This window comes from Frigoribacterium sp. CFBP 13707 (assembly GCF_014842245.1).
GTDB lineage: Bacteria > Actinomycetota > Actinomycetes > Actinomycetales > Microbacteriaceae > Frigoribacterium > Frigoribacterium endophyticum.
Genome location: NZ_JACYVL010000012.1, coordinates 16,487 through 37,240, shown reverse-complemented (window position 1 = coordinate 37,240; position 20,754 = coordinate 16,487). Strand labels below are relative to the sequence as shown.

Sequence of the window (20,754 nt, the reverse complement as noted above, 5' to 3'; positions counted from 1 at the left end):
AGAGAGACTGACGACAATGGAGGAGTGCACGACGTGCACGTCCTCCTCACCGGCCTTCACCAGCCACGTCTCCGGGAGCCCCGTGCACCTCCTCTCCGTCTTCAGCCTGCGCAACCGCGCCCTGATCGCCCTCGTCACCATCGTGGTCGCGGTCTTCGGCGGCATCGCCCTGACGAGCCTCAAGCAGGAGCTCGCGCCGAGCGTGCAGTTCCCGCAGATCGCCATCGTCAGCTCGTACCCCGGCGCGACCCCCGAGGTCGTCAACGACGACGTGTCGACGCCGATCGAGCAGGCCGTGCAGATCATCCCCGGGCTCGAGGGCACGACGGCCACGTCGAGCACCTCGCAGAGCACGGTGTCGGCCGAGTTCACCTACGGCACCGACCTGAACTCCGCCGAGCAGAAGATCCAGTCGGCGATCAACCGGCTCTCGCTGCCCGACTCGGTCGACACGCAGGTCGTCACGGGCAGCCTCGACGACCTCCCGGTGATCCAGATCGCGGTCACCGGCTACGACCAGGCCGACGCGCAGACCCTCGTCGACCGCCTCACCACCACGACCGTGCCCGACCTGCAGAAGCTCGACGGCGTGCGCGAGGCGTCGATCTACGGCGACGCGGGCCAGCGCGTCACGATCACGCCTGACCAGACGGCGCTCGCCGCGGCGGGCCTCACCGCGCAGGCCTTCCAGGACGCCCTCGACGCGAACGGCACGCTCATCCCCGGCGGCACGATCACCGAGAACGGCCAGACCCTCTCGATCCAGGCCGGTCAGCGCATCACGAGCACCGACCAGATCGCGGCCCTGCCGCTGCTCGGCGGGTCGGGCACCTCGCTCGTCACGATCGGCGACGTCGCCGACGTGCAGCTGACCAGCGCGCCCGTCACCTCGATCAGCCGCGTGAACGGGCAGGACGCCCTGACCGTGGCGGTCACGAAGACCCTCGACGCGAACACCGTCGACGTCTCCGAGATCGTCCGCGACGCCATCCCGGGCCTCGCCACCGACCTCGGCGACGGCGTCGAGCTGACCGTCGTCTTCGACCAGGCGCCCTTCATCCAGCAGTCGATCGACAGCCTCGCGACCGAGGGCCTGCTCGGCCTGGCGTTCGCGGTCGTCGTCATCCTCGTCTTCCTGCTCTCGGTGCGGTCGACGATCGTCACCGCGATCAGCATCCCGACCAGCGTGCTGATCACCTTCATCGGCCTGCAGGCGGCGGGCTACACGCTCAACATCCTCACGCTCGGGGCGCTGACGATCGCCATCGGCCGCGTCGTCGACGACTCGATCGTCGTGATCGAGAACATCAAGCGGCACCTGACGGCGGGCACGGACCGGCTGCAGGCCATCTCGGTGGGCGTCCGCGAGGTCGCCGGCGCCATCACGGCGTCGACCGTCACGACCGTCGTGGTGTTCCTGCCGCTGGCGTTCGTCGGCAACATCACGGGCGAGCTGTTCCGGCCGTTCGCGCTGACGGTGACGATCGCGCTCATCGCCTCGCTGTTCGTGGCGCTGACGATCGTGCCGGTGCTGGCGTACTGGTTCCTGCGGGCGCCGAAGGCGCACAAGCACGCTGGTGGGGCTGGTGCGGGTGCCGGTGCCGGTGCTGGTGACGGCGTCGGCGCGGAGGCGCGGGTCGGCTCGCGGGAGCCGCTCACCACGGCCGCCTCCGACCCCACGGACCCGACGCCGCTCGACCGTCTGCGCCGTGTCTACGTGCCAGTGCTGCGCGGGACGCTGCGTCGCCCCGTCGTCACCCTCGTCGCGGCGGCGCTCGTGCTCGCCGGGACGGGCGCCGTCATCCCGCTCATGAAGACGAACTTCCTGGGGTCGAGCGGGCAGAACACCTTCACGGTGACGCAGACCCTCGCCCCGGCGTCGAGCCTCGACACCCTCTCGACCGCGGCGACGCAGGTCGAGGACGTGCTCGAGGGCGTCGACGGCATCGACACCGTCCAGCTGACCATCGGCTCGAGCGGCACCTCGATCGCGAGCTTCTTCGGCGGCAGCGGCGACAGCACGGTCACGTACTCGATCACGACCGACGAGGACGCCGACCAGGAGGCCGTCCAGGCCGACGTCCGCTCGCAGCTCGACGGCGTCAGCGACGCGGGCACGATCGAGCTGGCGGCCTCGAGCGGCTTCGGCACGAACAACGACATCACCGTCGACGTCTCGGCGCCCGACCCCGACACCCTGCAGACCGCGACCGACGCCGTGCTGGCCGAGGTGCAGGACCTCCCCGGCACCGCCGAGGCGAGCTCGAACCTGCAGTCGGCCCAGCCGATCATCGGCGTCACCGTCGACCGCGACGCGGCGGCCCGGATCGGCCTCAGCGAGGTCGCCGTCGGCGGCATCGTCTCGCAGGCCGTGCAGGCGTTCCGCGTCGGCTCGGTCGAGATCGACGACAGCTCGGTCGACGTCTACACGCTCGACCCGACGCCGCCGGCGACGCTCGACGACCTCCGGGCGATCCAGCTGCCGAGCCCCACGGGCCCCGTCCGTCTCGACTCGGTCGCGACGGTCGACCAGAGCACCGGGCCGACCTCGGTGACGACGAAGGACGCCGTCCGCACCGCCACGGTCACCATCACGCCCTCGGGCGACGACCTGTCGAGCGCGGGCACCGAGGTCTCCGACGCGCTCGCCGACGTCTCGCTGCCCGCCGGCGCCGACGCGGTGGTCGGCGGGGCGACGGCCGACCAGGCCAACGCCTTCTCGCAGCTCGGCCTCGCGGTGCTGATCGCGATCCTGATCGTCTACATCGTCATGGTGGCGACCTTCCGCAGCCTGCTGCAGCCGCTCCTCCTGCTGGTGTCGATCCCGTTCGCGGCCACCGGCGCGATCCTGCTGCAGCTGGCCTCGGGGATCCCGCTCGGCGTCGCGTCGCTGATCGGCGTGCTGATGCTGGTGGGCATCGTGGTCACGAACGCGATCGTGCTGATCGACCTCGTCAACCAGTACCGCGAGAAGGGGCTCCGGGTGCGCGAGGCGCTGCTCGAGGGGGCGTCGCGACGTCTGCGGCCCATCCTCATGACGGCGACCGCGACGATCTTCGCCCTGACCCCGATGGCGCTCGGCATCACGGGCCACGGCGGGTTCATCTCGCAGCCGCTCGCGATCGTCGTCATCGGCGGGCTGGTGTCGTCGACGGTGCTGACGCTGGTCGTGCTGCCGGTCATGTACTACCTCTACGAGCGGGTCGGCGAGCGTCGGGCCGACCGGGCGGCGGAGGCCGCGGGGGGTGCCGGGGGTGCCGGGGGTGCCTCGGGCGCCGGGGGTGCCTCGGGCGCCGCAGGCGATCGCGAGGCTGCTGGGGTGTCGCCGGCGTAGCTCGTCGCTCGTCGCTCGTCGTGCCGAGGGCGCCGTGTCACCGCGAGGTGGGGCGGCGCCCTTCGTCATGCGGGGGCGAACGGGGGATGCACGCCGCGCCCTGAGTCGCGCTCGGAAGGCGGGAGGGATCAGCTCGGTGCGAGCGGCGGCGGGAGGCTGTGGCGGCCGTGCCTGTCGGGTCACTCTCGAATTTGGAAGGAGTCGCCGTGGTCGGGCTGCAGAACCCGACCGTGGGGGCTGTAGTAGTGGGATATCCGGGTACCAGGGGCCGTGGCGGGTGCGGATGGTCGGGTTGTGCGGCGGTGTCGGAGCGCGGAGCGCTGGGCAGGGCCGCGCGGCTGGCCGCGCTCGGAATGCGGGAGGGATCTGGTCGGGGCGGGCGGCGGCGCGCGGCTGTGGCGGCCGTGCAGGTCGGATCACTCTCAAATTTGGAAGGGGTCGCCGTGGTCGGGCTGCAGAACCCGACCGTGGGGGCTGTAGTAGTGGGAGATCCGGGTGCCAGGGGCCGCGGCGCGGGCGGATGGTCGGCATGTGCAGGGGTGGGGCGGGGGAGGCGGGGGTTCCGCGGGCGGGAGGCGTCGGGTACCGTAGGTGGGTCGGCTCAAGACACCGCGCCTGTGGCGCGAACCGATCGGGCGCTGAGTGCAGCGACGATCACGCATAGAGGGTTTGTCAGTCTTGTGGGCCGGATTCTCGACGGATGTCGTCGAGATGAATTCACGAACGTGAACGGTCCTGGCCAAAGGCTGCCCGGGTATCACCTCGCGTCACCGCGCAAGCCCGGAGAGAACCACCATGCCCCCCTACGACAAGACGCCTTCGCGCGCCCGCAACGACGACGGCCCCCGCGGCGGCGGCTCCAAGAGCCCCAAGCACCGCGGCCACCGCCCCGACGAGGCCGGAGCCCCCGCCCGCAAGGACCGCTGGAACAGCGACGCCCGCGCCGAGCGCCGTGGCGACGCCCCCCGCACCGGCGGCGGCCGCCCCAACTGGGAGCCCCACGAGAAGACCGGCAACAGCCGCTTCGCCCCCCGCGACCACGACGCCCGCAACGGCGAGCGTGGCCGTGACGGAGGCGCCCCCCGCTTCGGCCGGGACGGCGGCCGCGAGGCAGCCCGTGCCGGCCGCGACGGTCGCCCGACCCGCCCCTGGGAGCGCTCGGAGCGCCCGGCTCGCGACGACCGCGGCGGTCGTGACGACCGTGGCGGCCGCGACGACCGCGCCCCGCGCAGCTGGGACCGCGACGCCCGCCCCCAGCGCGACGACCGTGGCGGCCGTGACGACCGCGCCCCGCGCAGCGGGGACCGCGACGCCCGCCCCCAGCGCGACGACCGCGCCCCCCGCTCGTACGACCGCGACGAGCGCCCCGCCCGCCGTGACGACCGCGCGCCCAAGAGCTACACGCCCGCCGGGCGCCCGCCCCGTGACGACCGCCCGCAGCGCTCGTTCGACCGCGACGACCGCGCTCCGCGCAGCTTCGACCGCGACGACCGAGCACCCCGCAGCGACCGCGGCGACCGTAACGACCGCCCCCAGCGCAGCTTCGACCGCGACTCCCGCAGTGACCGCCCCCAGCGCTCCTTCGACCGCGACTCGCGCAGCGACCGCCCCCAGCGCTCCGACCGCGGCAGCGACCTGTACCCGAAGCGCGACGCGGGCCACTACTCGCCCGAGGACGACGTCAAGCTCGAGAAGCTGCAGGCCGCCGTGGTCACCGCGGCCGACGTCGAGGGCGTGAGCTTCGGCGACCTGGGCCTCGGCGACAACATCGAGCGCCAGCTGGCGTCGATGGGCGCCGCCGCTCCGTTCGCCATCCAGGCGGCGACGATCCCCGACGTGCTGGCAGGCAAGGACGTCCTCGGCCGTGGCCGCACGGGCTCCGGCAAGACGATCGCCTTCGGCGCTCCGCTGGTCGAGAAGCTGATGGAGAACAACGGCGCCAAGGGCCGCAAGCCCGGCCGCAAGCCGCGCGCGCTCATCCTCGCCCCGACGCGCGAGCTCGCGATGCAGATCGACCGCACCGTGCAGCCCATCGCCCGCTCGGTCGGCCTCTTCACGACGCAGGTCTACGGCGGCGTGCCGCAGGCCCGCCAGGTCGGCGCCATCAACCGCGGCGTCGACATCGTCATCGGCACCCCCGGCCGCATCGAGGACCTCATCGACCAGGGCCGCCTCGACCTCAGCGAGGTCACCATCACGGTGCTCGACGAGGCCGACCACATGTGCGACCTGGGCTTCCTCGAGCCGGTGCAGCGCATCATCCGCGAGACCGCCGACGTGAAGCCGAACGGCGACCGCGCCCAGAAGCTGCTCTTCAGCGCGACCCTCGACAAGGGCGTCGCGAAGCTCGTCGACGAGTTCCTCGTCGACCCGGCCGTGCACGAGGTCGCCGGTGAGGACCAGGCCAGCGCGACGATCGACCACCGCGTGCTGCTGATCGAGCAGCGCGACAAGACGGCCGTCATCGAGCAGCTCGCCTCCGGCCCGGGCAAGACCCTCGTCTTCGCCCGCACGCGCGCCTTCGCCGAGCAGCTCGCCGACCAGCTGGAGGACGCGGGCATCCGCGCCACGAGCCTCCACGGCGACCTCAACCAGGCCCGTCGCACCCGCAACCTGCAGATGCTCACCAGCGGCCGCGTCAACGTGCTCGTCGCGACCGACGTCGCCGCCCGCGGCATCCACGTCGACGACATCGAGCTGGTCGTCCAGGCCGACATGCCCGACGAGTACAAGACCTACATGCACCGCTCGGGCCGCACGGGCCGCGCCGGCAAGGAGGGCACGGTCGTGACGCTGATCACGCGCCAGCGCCGCCGCCGCATGGAGGAGCTGCTCGACCGCGCCGAGATCGACGCCGAGATGATCGAGGCCCGCTCCGGCGACGCCCTGCTCGACCGGCTCGCCGGCGCGTAACGACACCGCAGCACCACGGCACCCGACGGGCGCTCACCTCACGAGGTGGGCGCCCGTCGTCGCGTGCGGGGGCCCGAGGGAGGCGCGGGTCGGCCCGCCCGCACCGCCCGCGTCACGGGGGCAGGACCGCCCCTAGGCTCGCGAGGTGCCCCCGACCCGTGAACGCCCCGGCCTGGTGCCGGTGCTCGTCAACGACCGCCGGCGCTGGTACGTCGTCGACCCCGCGCTGACGCCCGACGCGGCCGCCGACGCCGTCGCCGAGCTACGCCGGTCGGCGGCCCCGACGAACGTCGGGAGCGGGCGGCGCGTGCTGCGGTGGGCGCCGCTGGTGCTGTTCGTCGTCACCACGGCGACCGGGGGCGCCGGCGTCGCGGCAGGCGTGGAGGCGCTGCCCCTCACGGAGGAGTTCGGCGCGATGAGCATCGCCGTCGTCGGCGTCCTCGCCGTCCTCGTCGGCGCGATCGCCCTGGCGTTCAGCGTCAGCGACCGTCTCGCGCCCGACCTCGTCGGCCCCGCTCCCTCGGCACAGGTCGTCCCGGTGCCGCGTCACGTGCTCTCGTGGCTGCGCGACGACACCCCGGCCGAGGCTGTCTGGCGCGTCACCGCGGCCGTGGGGCTCGTCGAGGAGCTCCGTGGCGCGAGGTGGGCAGTCGCTGACGCCGACGGACAGGAGCGCGAGGACGGCCGGGGCGACGAGGGCCCGGGCGGCGAGGCAGTCGCCCGCCGGGCCGTGGCCGTGCTGGTCGCCGCCGAGGCGACCGCGGTGGACGAACTCAGGGCCGTCGCGGCCGCGACCGGCTACGTTCCGTCTCGCCGGCACGCCGAGGTGGACCGGTGACGGCGTTCGTGAGCATCCCTGGTGACGACGAGGAGTCGTGCTGGTTCGTCGCAGCCCCGGGGGTGCCCACGGCCGCGGTGGAACGGGAGCTCCGACGTCGGGGCTGGGCCGCCGAGCCCACCCGGTGGTCGACGCGGTGGCTGTACGCCGCAGCGACGATCGCCGGGGCCGTCATCGGCGTCGCGGTGACCCGCGAGGTGGGTCACCTGCACGAGTGGGCGTCGCTCGCGGCCGGTGCCGTCCTCGGAGCCGCGGTCGGCGGGGGGCTCGTCGCCGTCGGCCACGACGTCGTCCCCGGGCCGCGTCGTGATCCGGCGGCCCTGCGCCGGACCGTCCGTGACGCCCTCGACGGTGACGGCGTCGTCACCGTCCCCGTCGAGTTCCGCACCTGGGCCGAGCAGCACGACCCGCCCGTGCCGCACGACGACCTCGCCGAGCTCGCCCGGCGGCTCTCCGACACGGAGGACGCCGCCGACGAGCTCGACCTGTGGCGGCTGGTCGTGCACGCCGACACCTCGCCCCGCGCCTTCGCTCTGGTCGACCCGATCTACCTCCAGCACCACGCGGCGGCCCGGGCACGCCTCGACGAGGTGGCCGACCGCCTGGGCTTCCCGGTGCCGGCGAGCTGCCTGCCGGAGTCGCTCCGCTGACGACGCAGGCGGTCCGCACAGGCCGACCCGCGCCTCCCCGGTGCTGAGGCGGGGCTAGCGGCGGTCGAGCAGCCCGCGCACGAACGACGCCTGGCCGAGGTGCTGCTGGCAGTCGCCGAGGATGCTCACGAGCCGCGCCCCGGCCGTGACCGGCGGGTCCCACTGCTCGTCGACGACGTCGTCCCAGGAGGCGGCGTCCAGGTCGTCGAGGTAGCCGCGGGTGCGCAGGGTGACCGCCTCGAGGTAGGCCACGAGCAGGTCGCCCTCGACCCGCACCGAGGCGACGTCGGCGGGCGACATGCCGTAGCCCATCTCGGCGGGGGAGAAGGGCAGGCCGAACGACTCGGCCCAGCCGTCGACCGACCACACCTCGTCGCTGCCCGCGAGGTCGGCGACCTGCGCGTCCTGACCGCGCGCGGTGTGCCAGACGAGCCAGGCGATCGTGTTGGCCTCGGGGTCGGCCCGCCAGGCGAGGTCGTCGACCGAGAGGCCGTCGACGGCCGAGCGGGCGATGGCGGGCAGGCGCGAGAAGGCGTCGATGAGCACGTCGGAGGGAGTCATCGCGCCACCCTACGACCGGCTGCGCGGGAGGGTCCGGCCGCGAGGAGCGCCGACCGGGGCGGAGCTAGTCGGACGAGGCCGGAGCCTGCGCCGACCCCTCGGCCGCACCGGCAGCGAGGGCCGCCAGGTCGGCGTCCGCCTGCGCCGCCGACCGGACGAGGGAGTCGCCGATCGCGCGCATCGCCGCGGCCAGGAAGTCGAGGTGGTGCGGATCGACCGCGTCGCGGAACGCCCCGCGGTAGAACTCGTCGATCTCGTCGATGGCCTTGCGGCCCGCCGGGGCCAGCTCGAGCACGACGCTGCGCCGGTCGGTGGGGTGCGGGGCGCGGTGCACGAAGCCGGCGGCGCCGAGCCGGTCGATCAGGCTCGTGGTGGCGCCCGTCGACAGCTCGAGCGCCTCGGCGGTGGCCTTGGGCGTCGAGGCGGCGTTCTCGCCGACGAAGCGGAGGCAGCGCAGGTCGCTCGTGCCGATGCCGTAGTAGGTGGCGACGAGGCGCTCCACGCGCTCGTTCTCCTTCTGCAGGGCACGGAACGCGTCGAGGACGCCCGACACGTCGAGCAGCCCGTCGTCGTGGAGGGGAGGCGCGGCGCCGGCGGGCGGCTGGGGGGAGACGTCGGTCATGGGGTGGGCTCCGGGGCCTCGGGGGCGGGTCGTGCGCGAGCGTGCGGGGCGACACGGTGCGGGGGGTCACGACGAGGGGCGAGGTCGACGCCCGCCGAGGGCGGGGAGCGAACTGCCTCGACGACGAGCATAGCTCGGATGACGAGTAGTTCACCCGTCGAGCCATGTCCCCTTGAGTGGGGGCATGCTTCGGCTTGCGTGCTACTCGGGTGACAAGTAACTTGATTGTCGTACCACTTGAGAGGCCAACCACTCGGATACCGAGCAAATTGTTCTCCGAGGCTCTCCCCCCAACTTCCCGTTCCACCCCAACCACCTGGAGCTCCCCATGTCGCGTCCCACCCCCCGCCTCGCCCGCCTCGCCGCCTGGATCGCCATCCCCGCCGCCCTCGTCGCCTCCGGCCTCGTCGTCTCGCAGGCCTCCTACTCGGCGTTCTCGTCGACCACGGCCAACCCGACCAGCAACTGGACCGCGGGCAGCGTCGCCCTCACCGACGACGACGGCGGCACCACGGCCGACGGCTCGACCGGCGCCGCGATGTTCCAGGCCACGAACCTCAAGCCCGGCTCGACCGGCTCCAAGTGCATCGCGGTCACCTCGACCGGCTCGCTCGCCTCGGCCGTCAAGCTCTACAGCAGCAGCTACTCGACCACCAAGGCCCTCGGCGACAACATCACGCTGAACATCACGCAGGGCACCGGCGGCGGCTTCGGCTCCTGCACCGGCTACACGCCCGCCCAGGGCGCCGCCGGCGCCGTCTACTCCGGCACGGTCGCCGGCCTCAGCACCGCCGCCACCAACTACGGCAACGGCGTCGGCACCTGGGCGACCGTCGGCGGCACGACCCCCGAGGTCCGCACCTACCAGGTGACCTACACGGTCAACTCCGCGGCGACCAACGCCCAGCAGGGCGGCACCGCCGCCATCGCCCTCACCTGGGAGGCGCAGAACAGCTAGTCGCCCGGCCGCCGGCCCCGACAGCCGGCGGCCCCGACCGCCGCCGGCCCCGACCGCTGACCGCTCCACCGACTCCCGTCGCCGCTCCTCCCCCCTGCGTCGCGACGGGCCCCACCTCGCCGCCCGCCCCGACCCCCCGCGGGGCGGGCGGCGAGGACCTCCTCCGGCCCCCTGAGCCGGCCGGAGGAACAGCAGCACCGCAGGACACCCGATCGCCCGCGACGCCGCACCGCACCACCGCACCACCCGGCCCCCCACCTCGCCGGTCGCACGCCCACCCCGAGCACCACCGCACCGCCCCGACGCACCACCGCACCACCGCCCCGCCCGACCCGGAGCGCAGCACGACAGCAGCACCGCACCGCAGCACGACAGCACTCACCACGCACGCACCACGAGACCACGAGGCACGCCATGACCACCTTCGACTTCCTCAGCCCGGCCACCGCCGCGGCGCAGGTCGCCGGGTCGCGGCGTGCCTCTCGGTCGTGGTCGCACTGGCTCCGGCTGCTGGTCGGGGTGCTCTCGCGCACCGTCCTCGCCACCGTGGTGGGCCTCCTCCTCTGGGCCGCCGTCCCCGCCGTGATCGGCTGGACCCCCACGACGGTCATGACCGGCTCGATGGAGCCGCGCATCCACCCCGGCGACATCGTGGTCGCGAAGCCCGTCGCCGAGTCGGCGATCCGCCAGGGCCAGGTGCTCCTCTTCCAGGACCCCGACCGGGCCGACCACCTCCGCCTGCACCGCTACCTCGACAACGGCGAGGGCACGACCATCGTCACCAAGGGCGACGCCAACCCGCAGGCCGACAGCACCCCGGTCGCCCGCGACGCGGTCGTCGGCGTCGGCTACCTGCGCGTGCCGTACCTCGGCACGCCCTTCGTCTGGGCCCAGGCCGGCCAGACCGGCCACCTGCTCGTCACGGGCAGCCTCCTGATGCTGCTCGTGCTCGGCGCCCGCGCCGACCGCTACCTGCTCAAGGGCCTGGAGGGCCCCGAGGAGTCGCCCCGCACCTCCCGCCGTCCGGTCGCCCTCGCCGGCGGTCGCGTGGCCGCCCGCCGCAGCGTCCGTCGTGCGGCCCGGCTCCGGGTCGCCGGCAGCACGCTCGCCGTGGTCGGCCTCGTCTCGGGCCTCGCCGTGACCCTGGTCGTCTCGGGCGGCGCCGGCGCCGCCTTCTCGGCCCAGGTCGCGAACCCGTCGAGCGCCTTCGGCGCCGCGTCGACCTTCGACTGCCTCACCGACGCGTACAACGACCAGACCTCCTTCGGCTTCTCGTACAACGAGACGTCGGGCACGACGACGGCCGACGGCAGCGCCTTCGCCCGCGTCGGCACCCTGAGCTCCGGCGCCTCGTTCGTCGGCGGCTCGTGCGCGGCGAACTCGAGCCCGTCGCTGCAGCTCGACGGCACCTCGGGCCAGGTCACCACGGCCGTCATGCTCGGCGGGCAGCCCTCGTTCACGGCCGAGACCTGGTTCCGCACGACCACGACCCGCGGCGGCGCCCTCGTCGGCTTCTCGTCGGCGCAGACCGGCACCACCACGACCACCGACCGCGCCCTCTACATGACGAACACCGGCACCCTCGCGCTCGGCGTCCGCCCCACGACCAGCACGGTGAAGACGACCGTCACCCCCCGCGCCTACAACGACGGCGCCTGGCACCACGTCGTCGCGACGCTCTCGAGCACCGCCGGCGTCGTCATCTACGTCGACGGCCAGGCCGTCGTCACCGACACCACCTCGAAGACCGCCCAGGCCTCCTCGGGCTACTGGCGAGTCGGCTACGTGCCGCTGACCGGCCTCGGGTCGGCGCCGACCAGCAGCTGGTTCGCGGGCCAGGTCGACGGCAGCACGATCTACAACAACTCGGCGCAGACGGCCTCGCAGGTCCAGGCGCGGTTCGCGGCCGGGCACTGACGCACCGCTCCTCCTCGGGGGCTCGACCCGCGCCTCCTCGGGGCTGGCCCCCGCTCTGGGAGACTGGCCGGATGCCCCTCCAGATCAACGACGTCTACGTCGACGGCCGCCTGCACGCGTCGCACGACACCCTCGACGAGACGTACGCGGCGCTCGCCGAGACCGGCGGCACCGCGTGGGTCGTGCTCAGCGAGCCCGACGCGGCCGAGCTGGCCTCGCTGCAGCGGCGCTTCGACCTGCACGAGCTCGCCGTCGAGGACGCCGGCTCGGGCCACCAGCGCGCCAAGCTCGAGCGGTACGGCACCACGCTCTTCGTCGTCGTGCGGCCCGCGGTCTACCTCGACGACGAGGAGACCGTGGCCTTCGGCGAGATCCACGGCTTCGTCGGGCCGGATTTCTTCATCGGCATCAACCACGTCTCGCACATCGACGCCCGGCACGTCGCCCGCAGCGTCTCGCGGCTGCGCACGAAGCCCGACCTGCTCGGGGCCGGCCCGCAGGCGATGCTCTGGGCCCTGCTCGACGCGGTCGTCGACGCCTACAAGCCGGTCATCGACGGCCTCGAGAACGACATCGACGAGATCGAGCAGCAGCTGTTCTCCGGGGCGCCCGGCGTCGCGCGGCGCATCTACGAGCTGTTCGGCGAGGTCAGCGACTTCCAGAAGGCGTCGCGGCCGCTGATCGCGATGCTCGACGGGCTGCTGCGCGGCGGCGAGAAGTACGGGCTCGGCACCGAGCTCGAGCGGCGGCTGCGCGACGTGCAGGACCACGTCATCCGCGTGGTCGACCGAGCCGACACCTTCCGCGCCGTGCTGCAGAACGCGCTCGCGCTGAACGCCACGCTCGTCGCCCAGGACCAGAACGAGGTCACCAAGCGCATCTCGGCCTGGGCCGCCATCCTCTTCGCACCGACCCTCGTCGGAGCGATCTACGGCATGAACTTCGACGTGATGCCCGAGCTGCACTGGACCCTCGGCTACCCGTTCGCGCTCGGGCTGATGGCCGCTATCGGCGGCGGGCTGTGGGGGGCGTTCCGCCTCAAGCGCTGGTTGTAGGAGGCGCGGGGCCGGGCGCGCGGGGGCGCCCGCGGGGGCTGGGCGCGCGGGGGCGCCCGCGGCAGCGAGGTGCCCCGTTCTGGGTGCTCGGCGCGCGTGAGGGCCCGGAACGGGTCACCTCGGTGGGTGGGGGAAGCGCGGGCTCGCCCGGGCGCGAGCCCGCAGGCACCGAGGTGCCCCGTCGTGGGCTCTCGGCGCGGGGGAGGGCCCGGGACGGGTCACCCCGGTGGGTGGGGAGGCGCGGGGCCGCGCGTCAGCGCTGGTAGAGGCGCTTCGCGCCGAGCACGTGGGCGTCGGCGGTCTCGGGGCGGAGCGCGGTGGCGACGGCCTCGTCGCGGTCGAGGTGACCGGGGAAGTTGATGCGCGTGAAACGGCCCTTCGGGTCGTCGGGCGAGACGGGCAGCACGATCGACGTGCGGCGGAGCGCCTCGGCGAGCACGAGGCGGTGCTCGTCGGTGAGGGCAGCCCCGCGACGGTCGCGCAGGAACGCCTCGACGCGCGCCTTCCCGCCGGCCGACAGGCGCAGGGTGACGACCGGCTCGCGTCGTCGCTGGGGAAGGGCGCCGATCTGGGCGGCGTCCACCGACGCGAGCTCGACCGTGCGTGACCCGGCGCGGAGCTCGCCCGTGCCGAGGGAGACCGCGGCCAGCGGCCAGCGGCGGGTGCGCGCGACCCAGGCGACCGCCACGGTGACGACGACCAGGGCGAGGGCCGTGCCAATCGTGACGACGACCGGCACGCCGTCGGCAGCGAAGGTGGCCGCGATGTTGACCAGGTGCAGGCTGATGAGGGAGAGGAAGAACGGCTGCGCGCCGACGCCCCAGACGCTGCGCCAGTCGCGCGTGCCGATCACGACCCAGCCCTGGGGCAGGGCGTCGGCGTCGGGGCCGAGCGTCTCCGAGTCCGGGCCGCCCCGGGCCGGGGCGGCGGCGGTGTCGCCGGGGTCGGCCACGTCAGTCGGCTCGGATGACGCGGCGGGCCGTGCGGACGTCGGGGCCGAGCCGGGTCAGGTGCTGCTCCAGGTCGGCGACCGCCGCCTCCAGCTGGTCGTCGGTGAGCGGGTCGAGCGCGTCGAGGACGAACAGGGCCGACGTGGTGTCGTCGCGGAGCGCGGTGCGCGGGCCCTGCCGCCAGTTCCAGCGGCGGCAGGTGACGCCCTCGTCGTCGCACCAGACGACCTCGCCGGCGTCGGGGTGCTCGGTCACGGGCTCGCCGCCCGCGCTCGTCTCGAACGCCTCGTCGCCGACGGCGCGGACGAGGCGGGGCGCCCCGACGTAGCGTGAGAGGTCCTCGCCGCCGAGCGGGATCGCGTGCGAGACCGAGACGGCGTTGTAGAGGTCGGTGAGGCGGTTGACCCGCGGCAGGCCGGACTCCGCGCGGCGGATGAGCGCCTCGGCGCTGTTGCGCGTCCGCTGCGGCTTCGCGCCGAACGCCCGGTACGCGTCGCGCCAGGCGGCGACGTGCGGCAGCTCGTCGACGGGCACCTCCGCCAGGGCCGCGGCGGCCGACCGCTCGGCGGCCTGCAGCAGCGCCTCGCTCTCGTCGTCGCTGGGGCCGGGCACGATGCCGTCGACGGCCACGAGCGCGGCGCGGTAGTCGGGCCGGAGCGCGAAGACGGCGGGGTCGACGGAGGCGGCGGCGAGCAGGCCGGGGAGGTCGCGGTCGGTCATGGGCCCAGCTTGCCACGGGGCGCACGAGGTTCCCTCGGGTCGGTACCCTGGCGACGTCGCAGGGTGCGACGCGAGCAGGGGGAACGACATGAGTGACGACGGACGGAACGGCCAGGGCGGGCAGGGCCAGGAACAGGGACAGGGACAGGGCGGCGAGCAGGGGCAGCAGCCCGGGGAGGCGCCTCGCTGGCCGTACGGATCGCCGCCCGCGGAGGGCCAGTCGCGGCTGAGCCCGCAGGCGCCGTCGGGGCAGCACCCGTCCGGGGAGCAGTCGCCGTCCGGGCAGCAGCCGCCGTACGGCCAGCCGTCCTCCGGCCAGCCTTCGTACGCGCAGCAGCCGAACGGCCAGCAGCAGCCGCAGTACGGGCAGCAGCCGTACGGCCAGCAGCAGTACGGCCAGCAGCCCTACGGCCAGCAGCCCGGCAGCGCGGTCGCTCCGCCCCAGCCGCTCTACGGCACCCCCGTCCCGCTGGCCGCCGACGGCACGGTTCCGCTCTGGGCGCCCCTGTACGGCGCGGGGCCGGTCGAGTCGATCAAGCGCTTCTTCCAGAAGTACGCGACGTTCTCGGGGCGGGCGAGCCGCAGCGAGTACTGGTGGGCCGTGCTGGTCAACACCGTCGTCTTCATCGTCCTCGGCATCGGCGGCGGCATCGCCGGAGCAGCGGGCGCCACGACCGCGGTCGACGGCACCTCGCAGCCGGGCCCCGGCTTCTACCCGTTCGGCATAGTCCTGGCACTGGTCGCGGTCGGCACGATCATCCCGTGGCTGTCGATCGGCGTCCGTCGCCTGCACGACGTCGACCTGAGCGGGTGGCTGATCCTGCTGAACCTCGTGCCGTACCTCGGCGGCTTCGTGATCTTCATCCTGTCGGTGCTCGGGCCGAAGCCGGGCGGGGCGCGCTTCGACGTGCCCGCTCCCCAGGGGGCCGCACCGCGCCTCCCGCAGGCCTGACCCGTCACCGAGGCCCCCGGGGGCGCTGACGGCAGCGCGCCCCGGGGGCCTCGCCGTGGCCCCGGGGCGTCGCCGGGGCCCGGGCGGTGCCCTAGAGCGCGACCGCCTCGATCAGCACGAGCTGCTCGGGGAAGAGGACGGGCGCCTGCACGCCGCCGAGCCGCAGGGCACGGCCGCTCAGCACGACGCCGTCGAGGGCCCAGGCGAGCGGCGACTGGCCGGGCCCGGCGAGCGGGGCCGTCGGGGCCGCGAGGGCCACGCGGTAGTCGCGGTCGTCGTCGAGGCCGGGCAGCGTGACCGGGCCGGGCGGGTAGCTCGCGCTCGTCGCGACCTGCGTGAACGTGTAGAGCGCGCGGCCGAGGTCGGCCGCGACGACGCCGCGGAGGTCCATGCCCGCGTCGGGCAGGTCGGCGTGCACGACGGCCCCGGTGTGCAGCAGGTCGCGGTGGGCCTTGTGCACGGTGATCCAGGCGGCCAGCTCGTCCAGGGTCGCGTCGGCGACGTCGGGCGAGCTGATGTCCCACTCGACGCCGAAGTGGCCGGGCAGGGCGACGCCGGCGCGGAACGACAGGTCGTGGCGACGGCCGGTCGAGTGCGACCGGGGGCCGCTGACGTGGGCGCCCATCAGCTCGACCGGCACGAGCAGGCCGGTGTGCTTCTGGTTCACGAGGCGCTCGACGGGGTCGATGCAGTCGCTCGTCCAGATGCGGTCGGTGTGGTCGAGGACGCCGAGGTCGACGCGGGCCCCGCCGGAGGCGCAGCTCTCGATCTCGAGGCCGGGGTGCCTCGTGCGCAGCTCGTCGAGCAGGCGGTAGAGGGCCACGACGTTCTCGTGGACCGCCGGCCGTGCGGGCGAGCCGGCCCCCGCCTCCAGCAGGTCGCGGTTGTGGTCCCACTTCAGGTAGGCGACGTCGTGGTCGCTCACCAGCGCGTCGAGCTGGCCGAGGACGTGGTCGAACGCGTCGGGGTTCGACAGGTCGAGCACCTGCTGCTGGCGCGCGACGGCGGGCAGGCGGCCCTCGCCGGGCCCGAGGACCCAATCGGGGTGCGCCCGCGCGAGCTCGCTGTCGGGGCTGACCATCTCGGGCTCGACCCAGATGCCGAACTGCATGCCGAGGCCGGTGACGTGCTCGATCAGCGGCGCCAGGCCGTCGGGCCACACCGTCTCGTCGACCCACCAGTCGCCGAGCGACGTCGTGTCGTCACGACGGCCGTGGAACCAGCCGTCGTCGAGCACGAAGCGCTCGATGCCGACGCGGGCCCCGGCGTCGGCCAGGGCGGTGAGCCGGGCGAGGTCGTGGTCGAAGTAGACGGCCTCCCACGTGTTGAGGGTCACCGGGCGCGGCGTCGACGGGTGGCCGGGGCGGGCACGGAGGAGGCGGTGGAAGCGCGACGAGAGCTGCGTCAGTCCGTCGCCCCACGAGCCGATCGACCACGGCGTCTCGTAGCTCTCGCCCGGCCCGAGGCGGACCTCGCCGGGAGCGAGCAGCTCGGCGAGACGGGTGTGCGTCGCGCCCGTGACGATGCGCTCGACGCTGACGCGGTGGTTGCCGCTCCAGGCGAGGTGGGCGGCGTGGACGAGCCCGCGCTCGAACGCGAAGCCGGGCGTGCCGGTCGCGACGAGCAGGGTCGCGTCGGCGCCGGGGCGTCCGCGGCGGCTCTCGCGGTCGTACCGGCCGACCGTCAGGGCGTGGCGCTGGGGCGTGCGCTCGCGGAGGTGGCGGCCCGTCGTGTCGAGCACCTCGCCCGCGGTGTGCGGCAGGGGGAAGCTGGCGGCGAGCTCGCCGAGCTCGTAGGTGGCGGCGGTGTCGAGGGCGGCGGCGGCCGAGGCGTCGAGGCCGCGGGCGTCGTCGCCGGTCGAGCCCGCCGCGGTGTTGGACAGGCGGAGGCGCTGGTGCAGCAGGCCGTGCACGTCGAGCCGCAGGGTGACGACGAGGCGCAGCTCGGCGGCGGGGTCGTCGGCGGTGACGGTGACGGTGGTGCCGGGGGAGCCGGCGATGCCGGGGGCGGCGGTGGTCGCGGTGGCGGTGCTGGAGTCGCTGGAGTCGCTGGAGTCGCCGGAGGCGCCGGAGGCGCCGGAGGCGCCGGAGTCGGCGGCGTCGGCGGTGCCGGTCTCGCGGACGTCGAGGTCGGTGACGGTGAAGGCGGGCGAGAAGGAGGCGCCGGCACGGCTGCCGAGGAGCCCGGGCGTGCCCTGCCAGCCGTCGGACTCGAGGGGCAGGAGCGTCAGGCGGGCGGGTTCGTCGATCGCGCCCGAGGTGCGCTGGGGGCGGGAGGCGAGCACGAGGCCGGCGAGGGCGGCGTCGCTCAGGTCACCGAGGTCGGGGCCCCAGTGGACGATGCTCGGCAGGCCCCCGCCCGAGGTGTCGAGCACGACGCTCGTGCCTCCCTGGCGGAGGTGGAGCTCGGGCGGGAGGGCATCGGTGCGGCGCTGCATGGGTTAGTTCTATGACGGAAGGAATAGGGGTGTCAAGTCGGCGTCGGGGCCCTCTCCGCGCCTCCTTTTCGTCCGCCACGGAAGATATGCTCGGCGGGCCGCGTCTCTGCGGCCTCCGTGGGTCCGCCCGCGGCCGCGACGATGCAGGAGAGTGCCCATGGCGACGACGGAGCCCGCACTGAGCGAGTCCGGTCGCGAGCTCGTGCGCGAGGTGCTCATCCACGGGCCGATCGCGCGGGCGGAGCTGGGGCGTCGGCTGGGGCTGTCGCCCGCGAGCCTGACCCGGCTGAGCAGGCCCTTCCTCGACAGCGGGCTGTTCGTCGAGGGCGCCGTCGAGCTCGCCGGGGCCGTCGGAAGGCCGGCGAGGCCGCTCGACGTGCAGGCCGACCTGCAGCACTTCGTCGGCGTCAAGCTGACCGGCGACCAGGCGTTCGGCGTGCTGACCGACCTGCGCGCGAAGGCGCTCGGCGAGCACGTCGCCGACCTGGCGGGTCGGTCGCCGGAGGAGGTGGTGGAGGCGCTGGTCGCGGTGGTGCAGGCGCTCACGGCGGGCGGCAGCGGCACCGGCAGCGGCAGCCGCGGCGTCGGCGTCGGCGTCGCGGGCGTCGAGGGCGTGGAGGGCCTCGCGGGAGTCGGGGTGAGCATCGGCGGCAAGGTGACCGGGCAGCGGACGGTGCGGCGGGCGACGTTCCTCGCGTGGCGGGAGGTCGACCTGGGCGGGATGCTCGCGGAGCGGCTCGGGGTGCCGGTCGTCGTCGAGAACGACGTCGTGGCGCTGACCGAGGCGGAGCGCTGGTTCGGCCTCGGTCGCGGCGTCGACGACTTCGCCGTGGTGACGGTCGGGGCCGGCGTCGGCTACGGCCTGGTGGTCCACGGGCGGCAGGTCGTCACGCCCGACACGGGGCTCGGCCTCGGCGGACACGTCCCCCTCGACCCGACCGGGCCGATCTGCGTCGACGGGCACCGCGGCTGCTCGACGGCGATGCTGTCGACGACGAGCATGTGCGCCTCGGCCGCGGTGGGCCTCGGTCACCGCGTTGCCTACGACGAGCTGCTGGCGCTCGCCGCCTCGGGCGACCCGGTCGCCGTGCAGGTCGTCGGCACGGCCGGCCGCTCGCTCGGCCGGATGATCGCTGCGGTCGCGAACCTCACGATGGTCGGCTCCGTGGTGCTGTCGGGCGAGGGCGTCGGCCTCGTCGACGTGCCCGTCGCCGCGACCGAGCTGCGCGCGGGCATCGCCGCCGACCGCGACCCCGACGCGTCGGAGGTGCGGGTGCTGACCGGCGCCGCGGACTTCGGGGCGTGGGCACGCGGGGCGGCGGCGGTGGCGGTGCAGGCGCGCATCGGGTCGCTGGGGTCGCTCGGGGCGTGAGGCGCGTGGGCTGAGTCGGCCACGGTCTGTGCGGTCAGTTGCCGAATCGGGGGGTGGAGCGGGCTGCTGAGCCCCTCAGATCGGCAACTGAGGTGCGCGGGCGCGGCGCTGGGGTGAGCCGAGCACGACGAGGTGCCTCGAGCTGGGGCTCTGCGGGGGCCGAGGGGCCAGATCGAGGCACCTGGATGACCAGGGGGAGGCGCGTCAGCGGTCGAAGAGGTCGCCCAGGCCGGGGATCTGGAAGCCCTCGCCGAGGCCGCCGACCTGCTCGCCGAGGCCGGTGAGGCCCTCCTCGCCGGCCTGCGCGAGCCCGTCGACGCCTTCCGTGAGGCCGCCGAGGCCCTCGCCGAGCCCGGCGATGCCCTCCAGCCCGAAGTTCTCCGCCAGGCCGCCGAAGTCGACGCCGTCCGCCAGCGCACCGGAGAGGAGCGGCGCGGCCACGCTGCTGACCGCGGCACCCGCCGCGACCGTCAGGGCGAGACCGCCCAGCGCGGCGACGCCGACCCCGGCCGCCGCACCCGCCGCGAACGTCCCGGCGCCCGAGCCCGTGCGGGAGCCCGAGCCCGAAGTGCCCGTGCCGGTGCCGGCCCCGGCGCCGCCGCCGAACACACGCTGCATCAGGCCGGGGTGCGCCGTCTCGCCCCGCGTCGCCGCGCGGGCGAGGTCGTCGGTGCCGCCGCTGCGGGGCTGCTCGTGGGCGGGCAGCTCCTCGCCGAGGCGAGCCTGCACGAGCTCGCGCTGCTCGGGGGTGAGCCGCGCGAACGCGTCGCGGTGCACCTGCTCGAGCTGCTCCGGCTCGGCCGTGCGCAGGAGGTAGTCGTACTTGCCGAGGGCGACGCGGTCGGCCTCGGAGGCCCGGACCTGCGAGGCGGAGGCCCCCGCCGACGGGGCGGACTGGCGGGGCTGCTGACCGGGGGCGCGCCCCGGGGCCTGGCCCGCGCCTCCTGCACCCTGCTGGCGCTCGTCACCCGTGAGCTTGTCGGCGGCGGTGCGGACGAGGTCGCGCCAGTCCGTGCCGGAACCGGGGCGCGAGTCGCCGCGCCCGCCGGCGGACGACGAAGAAGAGGAGGATGAGGACGACGAGTCGCCGAGCGCTTTCGCGGCGGCGCCCAGGAGGCGCTTGAAGTCGGGCATGGGCACATCGTGGCGGCCCCCGATGTGCAGACCCCCCGGAGAAGCTGCGGGAGTCATCCGAACCGGACGGTCCGCTCGTGCCGGAGCCTCCTCCGCCTTCGCCACCGCGCATCCTGCCGCGTTCGGTGGACGAGGACCGTCGGCGTCGTCGGTCGATCAGACCGGGGCGCAGACGGTACGGCGCGGCACGCCGCCCCGATGCACGATCACGCCTCGAACTGGGGGCACGACGGCCATGACGCGGCGTCGGGGCTTCGTTTAGCGTCCAGGTCACTGCGCGCGGCGACCCGCCGCCGCGGCCCTGCTCCCGAGGCGGCCGCGACCCCGACACGCGCAGAACG

Annotated in this window: 15 protein-coding genes; 9 read left to right on the top strand and 6 right to left on the bottom strand. The window is 74.6% G+C overall.

Annotated elements, in window-relative coordinates:
• Positions 1 to 82: 82 nt before the first annotated feature.
• The 4 genes from IFT45_RS14565 (at position 83) to IFT45_RS14550 (ending at position 7,735) form a co-directional block, all read left to right on the top strand.
• On the top strand, positions 83 to 3,334 hold the full coding sequence (locus IFT45_RS14565; protein WP_192129026.1) for an efflux RND transporter permease subunit: 3,252 nt from the start codon (positions 83 to 85) through the stop codon (positions 3,332 to 3,334).
• Positions 3,335 to 4,129: 795 nt separating this feature from the next.
• Positions 4,130 to 6,247, top strand: a complete 2,118-nt coding sequence (locus IFT45_RS14560; RefSeq protein ID WP_192129024.1) for a DEAD/DEAH box helicase — start codon at positions 4,130 to 4,132, stop codon at positions 6,245 to 6,247.
• Between the two features lie 145 nt (positions 6,248 to 6,392).
• Positions 6,393 to 7,085, top strand: a complete 693-nt coding sequence (locus IFT45_RS14555; protein ID WP_185231109.1) for a hypothetical protein — start codon at positions 6,393 to 6,395, stop codon at positions 7,083 to 7,085.
• A complete protein-coding gene (locus IFT45_RS14550) occupies positions 7,082 to 7,735 on the top strand; it encodes a hypothetical protein (RefSeq protein ID WP_206759078.1) in 654 nt (217 codons plus the stop codon). Before IFT45_RS14555 ends, IFT45_RS14550 begins: the two co-directional genes overlap by 4 nt.
• A 54-nt stretch (positions 7,736 to 7,789) precedes the next feature.
• Here the strand turns inward: IFT45_RS14550 and IFT45_RS14545 are convergent, their stop codons facing one another.
• On the bottom strand, positions 7,790 to 8,296 hold the full coding sequence (locus IFT45_RS14545; RefSeq protein ID WP_056051862.1) for a DinB family protein: 507 nt from the start codon (positions 8,294 to 8,296) through the stop codon (positions 7,790 to 7,792).
• 64 nt (positions 8,297 to 8,360) lie between these two features.
• On the bottom strand, positions 8,361 to 8,918 hold the full coding sequence (locus IFT45_RS14540; RefSeq protein WP_056051865.1) for a MarR family winged helix-turn-helix transcriptional regulator: 558 nt from the start codon (positions 8,916 to 8,918) through the stop codon (positions 8,361 to 8,363).
• A gap of 328 nt (positions 8,919 to 9,246) precedes the next feature.
• On the opposite strand from IFT45_RS14540, the gene IFT45_RS14535 reads away from it, so the two are divergent.
• The 3 genes from IFT45_RS14535 to IFT45_RS14525 all read left to right on the top strand — a co-directional run bounded on the left by IFT45_RS14535 (position 9,247) and on the right by IFT45_RS14525 (position 12,848).
• Positions 9,247 to 9,876 (top strand): hypothetical protein, encoded by a 630-nt coding sequence (locus IFT45_RS14535; protein WP_192129020.1) that lies wholly within the window; start codon positions 9,247 to 9,249, stop codon positions 9,874 to 9,876.
• Positions 9,877 to 10,290: 414 nt separating this feature from the next.
• Positions 10,291 to 11,793, top strand: a complete 1,503-nt coding sequence (locus IFT45_RS14530; RefSeq protein WP_192129018.1) for a signal peptidase I — start codon at positions 10,291 to 10,293, stop codon at positions 11,791 to 11,793.
• Positions 11,794 to 11,864: 71 nt separating this feature from the next.
• Positions 11,865 to 12,848 (top strand): magnesium and cobalt transport protein CorA, encoded by a 984-nt coding sequence (locus IFT45_RS14525; protein ID WP_056051876.1) that lies wholly within the window; start codon positions 11,865 to 11,867, stop codon positions 12,846 to 12,848.
• 253 nt (positions 12,849 to 13,101) lie between these two features.
• On the opposite strand, the gene IFT45_RS14520 is transcribed toward IFT45_RS14525, so the two are convergent.
• Together IFT45_RS14520 and IFT45_RS14515 are read right to left on the bottom strand one after the other, a co-directional pair.
• Entirely contained in the window at positions 13,102 to 13,800 is a 699-nt protein-coding gene (locus IFT45_RS14520) for a hypothetical protein (protein WP_192129016.1), read from the bottom strand.
• Between the two features lies 1 nt (position 13,801).
• A complete protein-coding gene (locus IFT45_RS14515) occupies positions 13,802 to 14,518 on the bottom strand; it encodes a B3/4 domain-containing protein (protein WP_192129014.1) in 717 nt (238 codons plus the stop codon).
• An 88-nt stretch (positions 14,519 to 14,606) separates the two neighbouring features.
• Between IFT45_RS14515 and IFT45_RS14510 the strand changes: the two genes are divergently transcribed.
• Positions 14,607 to 15,470 carry a DUF805 domain-containing protein gene (locus IFT45_RS14510; RefSeq protein WP_197982472.1) on the top strand — a complete coding sequence of 288 codons (864 nt, stop codon included), beginning with the start codon at positions 14,607 to 14,609 and terminating at the stop codon, positions 15,468 to 15,470.
• A 91-nt stretch (positions 15,471 to 15,561) separates the two neighbouring features.
• On the opposite strand, the gene IFT45_RS14505 is transcribed toward IFT45_RS14510, so the two are convergent.
• Positions 15,562 to 17,907 carry an alpha-galactosidase gene (locus tag IFT45_RS14505; RefSeq protein WP_192129012.1) on the bottom strand — a complete coding sequence of 782 codons (2,346 nt, stop codon included), beginning with the start codon at positions 17,905 to 17,907 and terminating at the stop codon, positions 15,562 to 15,564.
• Between the two features lie 157 nt (positions 17,908 to 18,064).
• On the opposite strand from IFT45_RS14505, the gene IFT45_RS14500 reads away from it, so the two are divergent.
• Entirely contained in the window at positions 18,065 to 19,279 is a 1,215-nt protein-coding gene (locus IFT45_RS14500; RefSeq protein WP_192129010.1) for an ROK family protein, read from the top strand.
• 204 nt (positions 19,280 to 19,483) lie between these two features.
• On the opposite strand, the gene IFT45_RS14495 is transcribed toward IFT45_RS14500, so the two are convergent.
• A complete protein-coding gene (locus IFT45_RS14495; protein WP_192129008.1) occupies positions 19,484 to 20,413 on the bottom strand; it encodes a cation-transporting ATPase in 930 nt (309 codons plus the stop codon).
• Positions 20,414 to 20,754 lie beyond the last annotated feature (341 nt).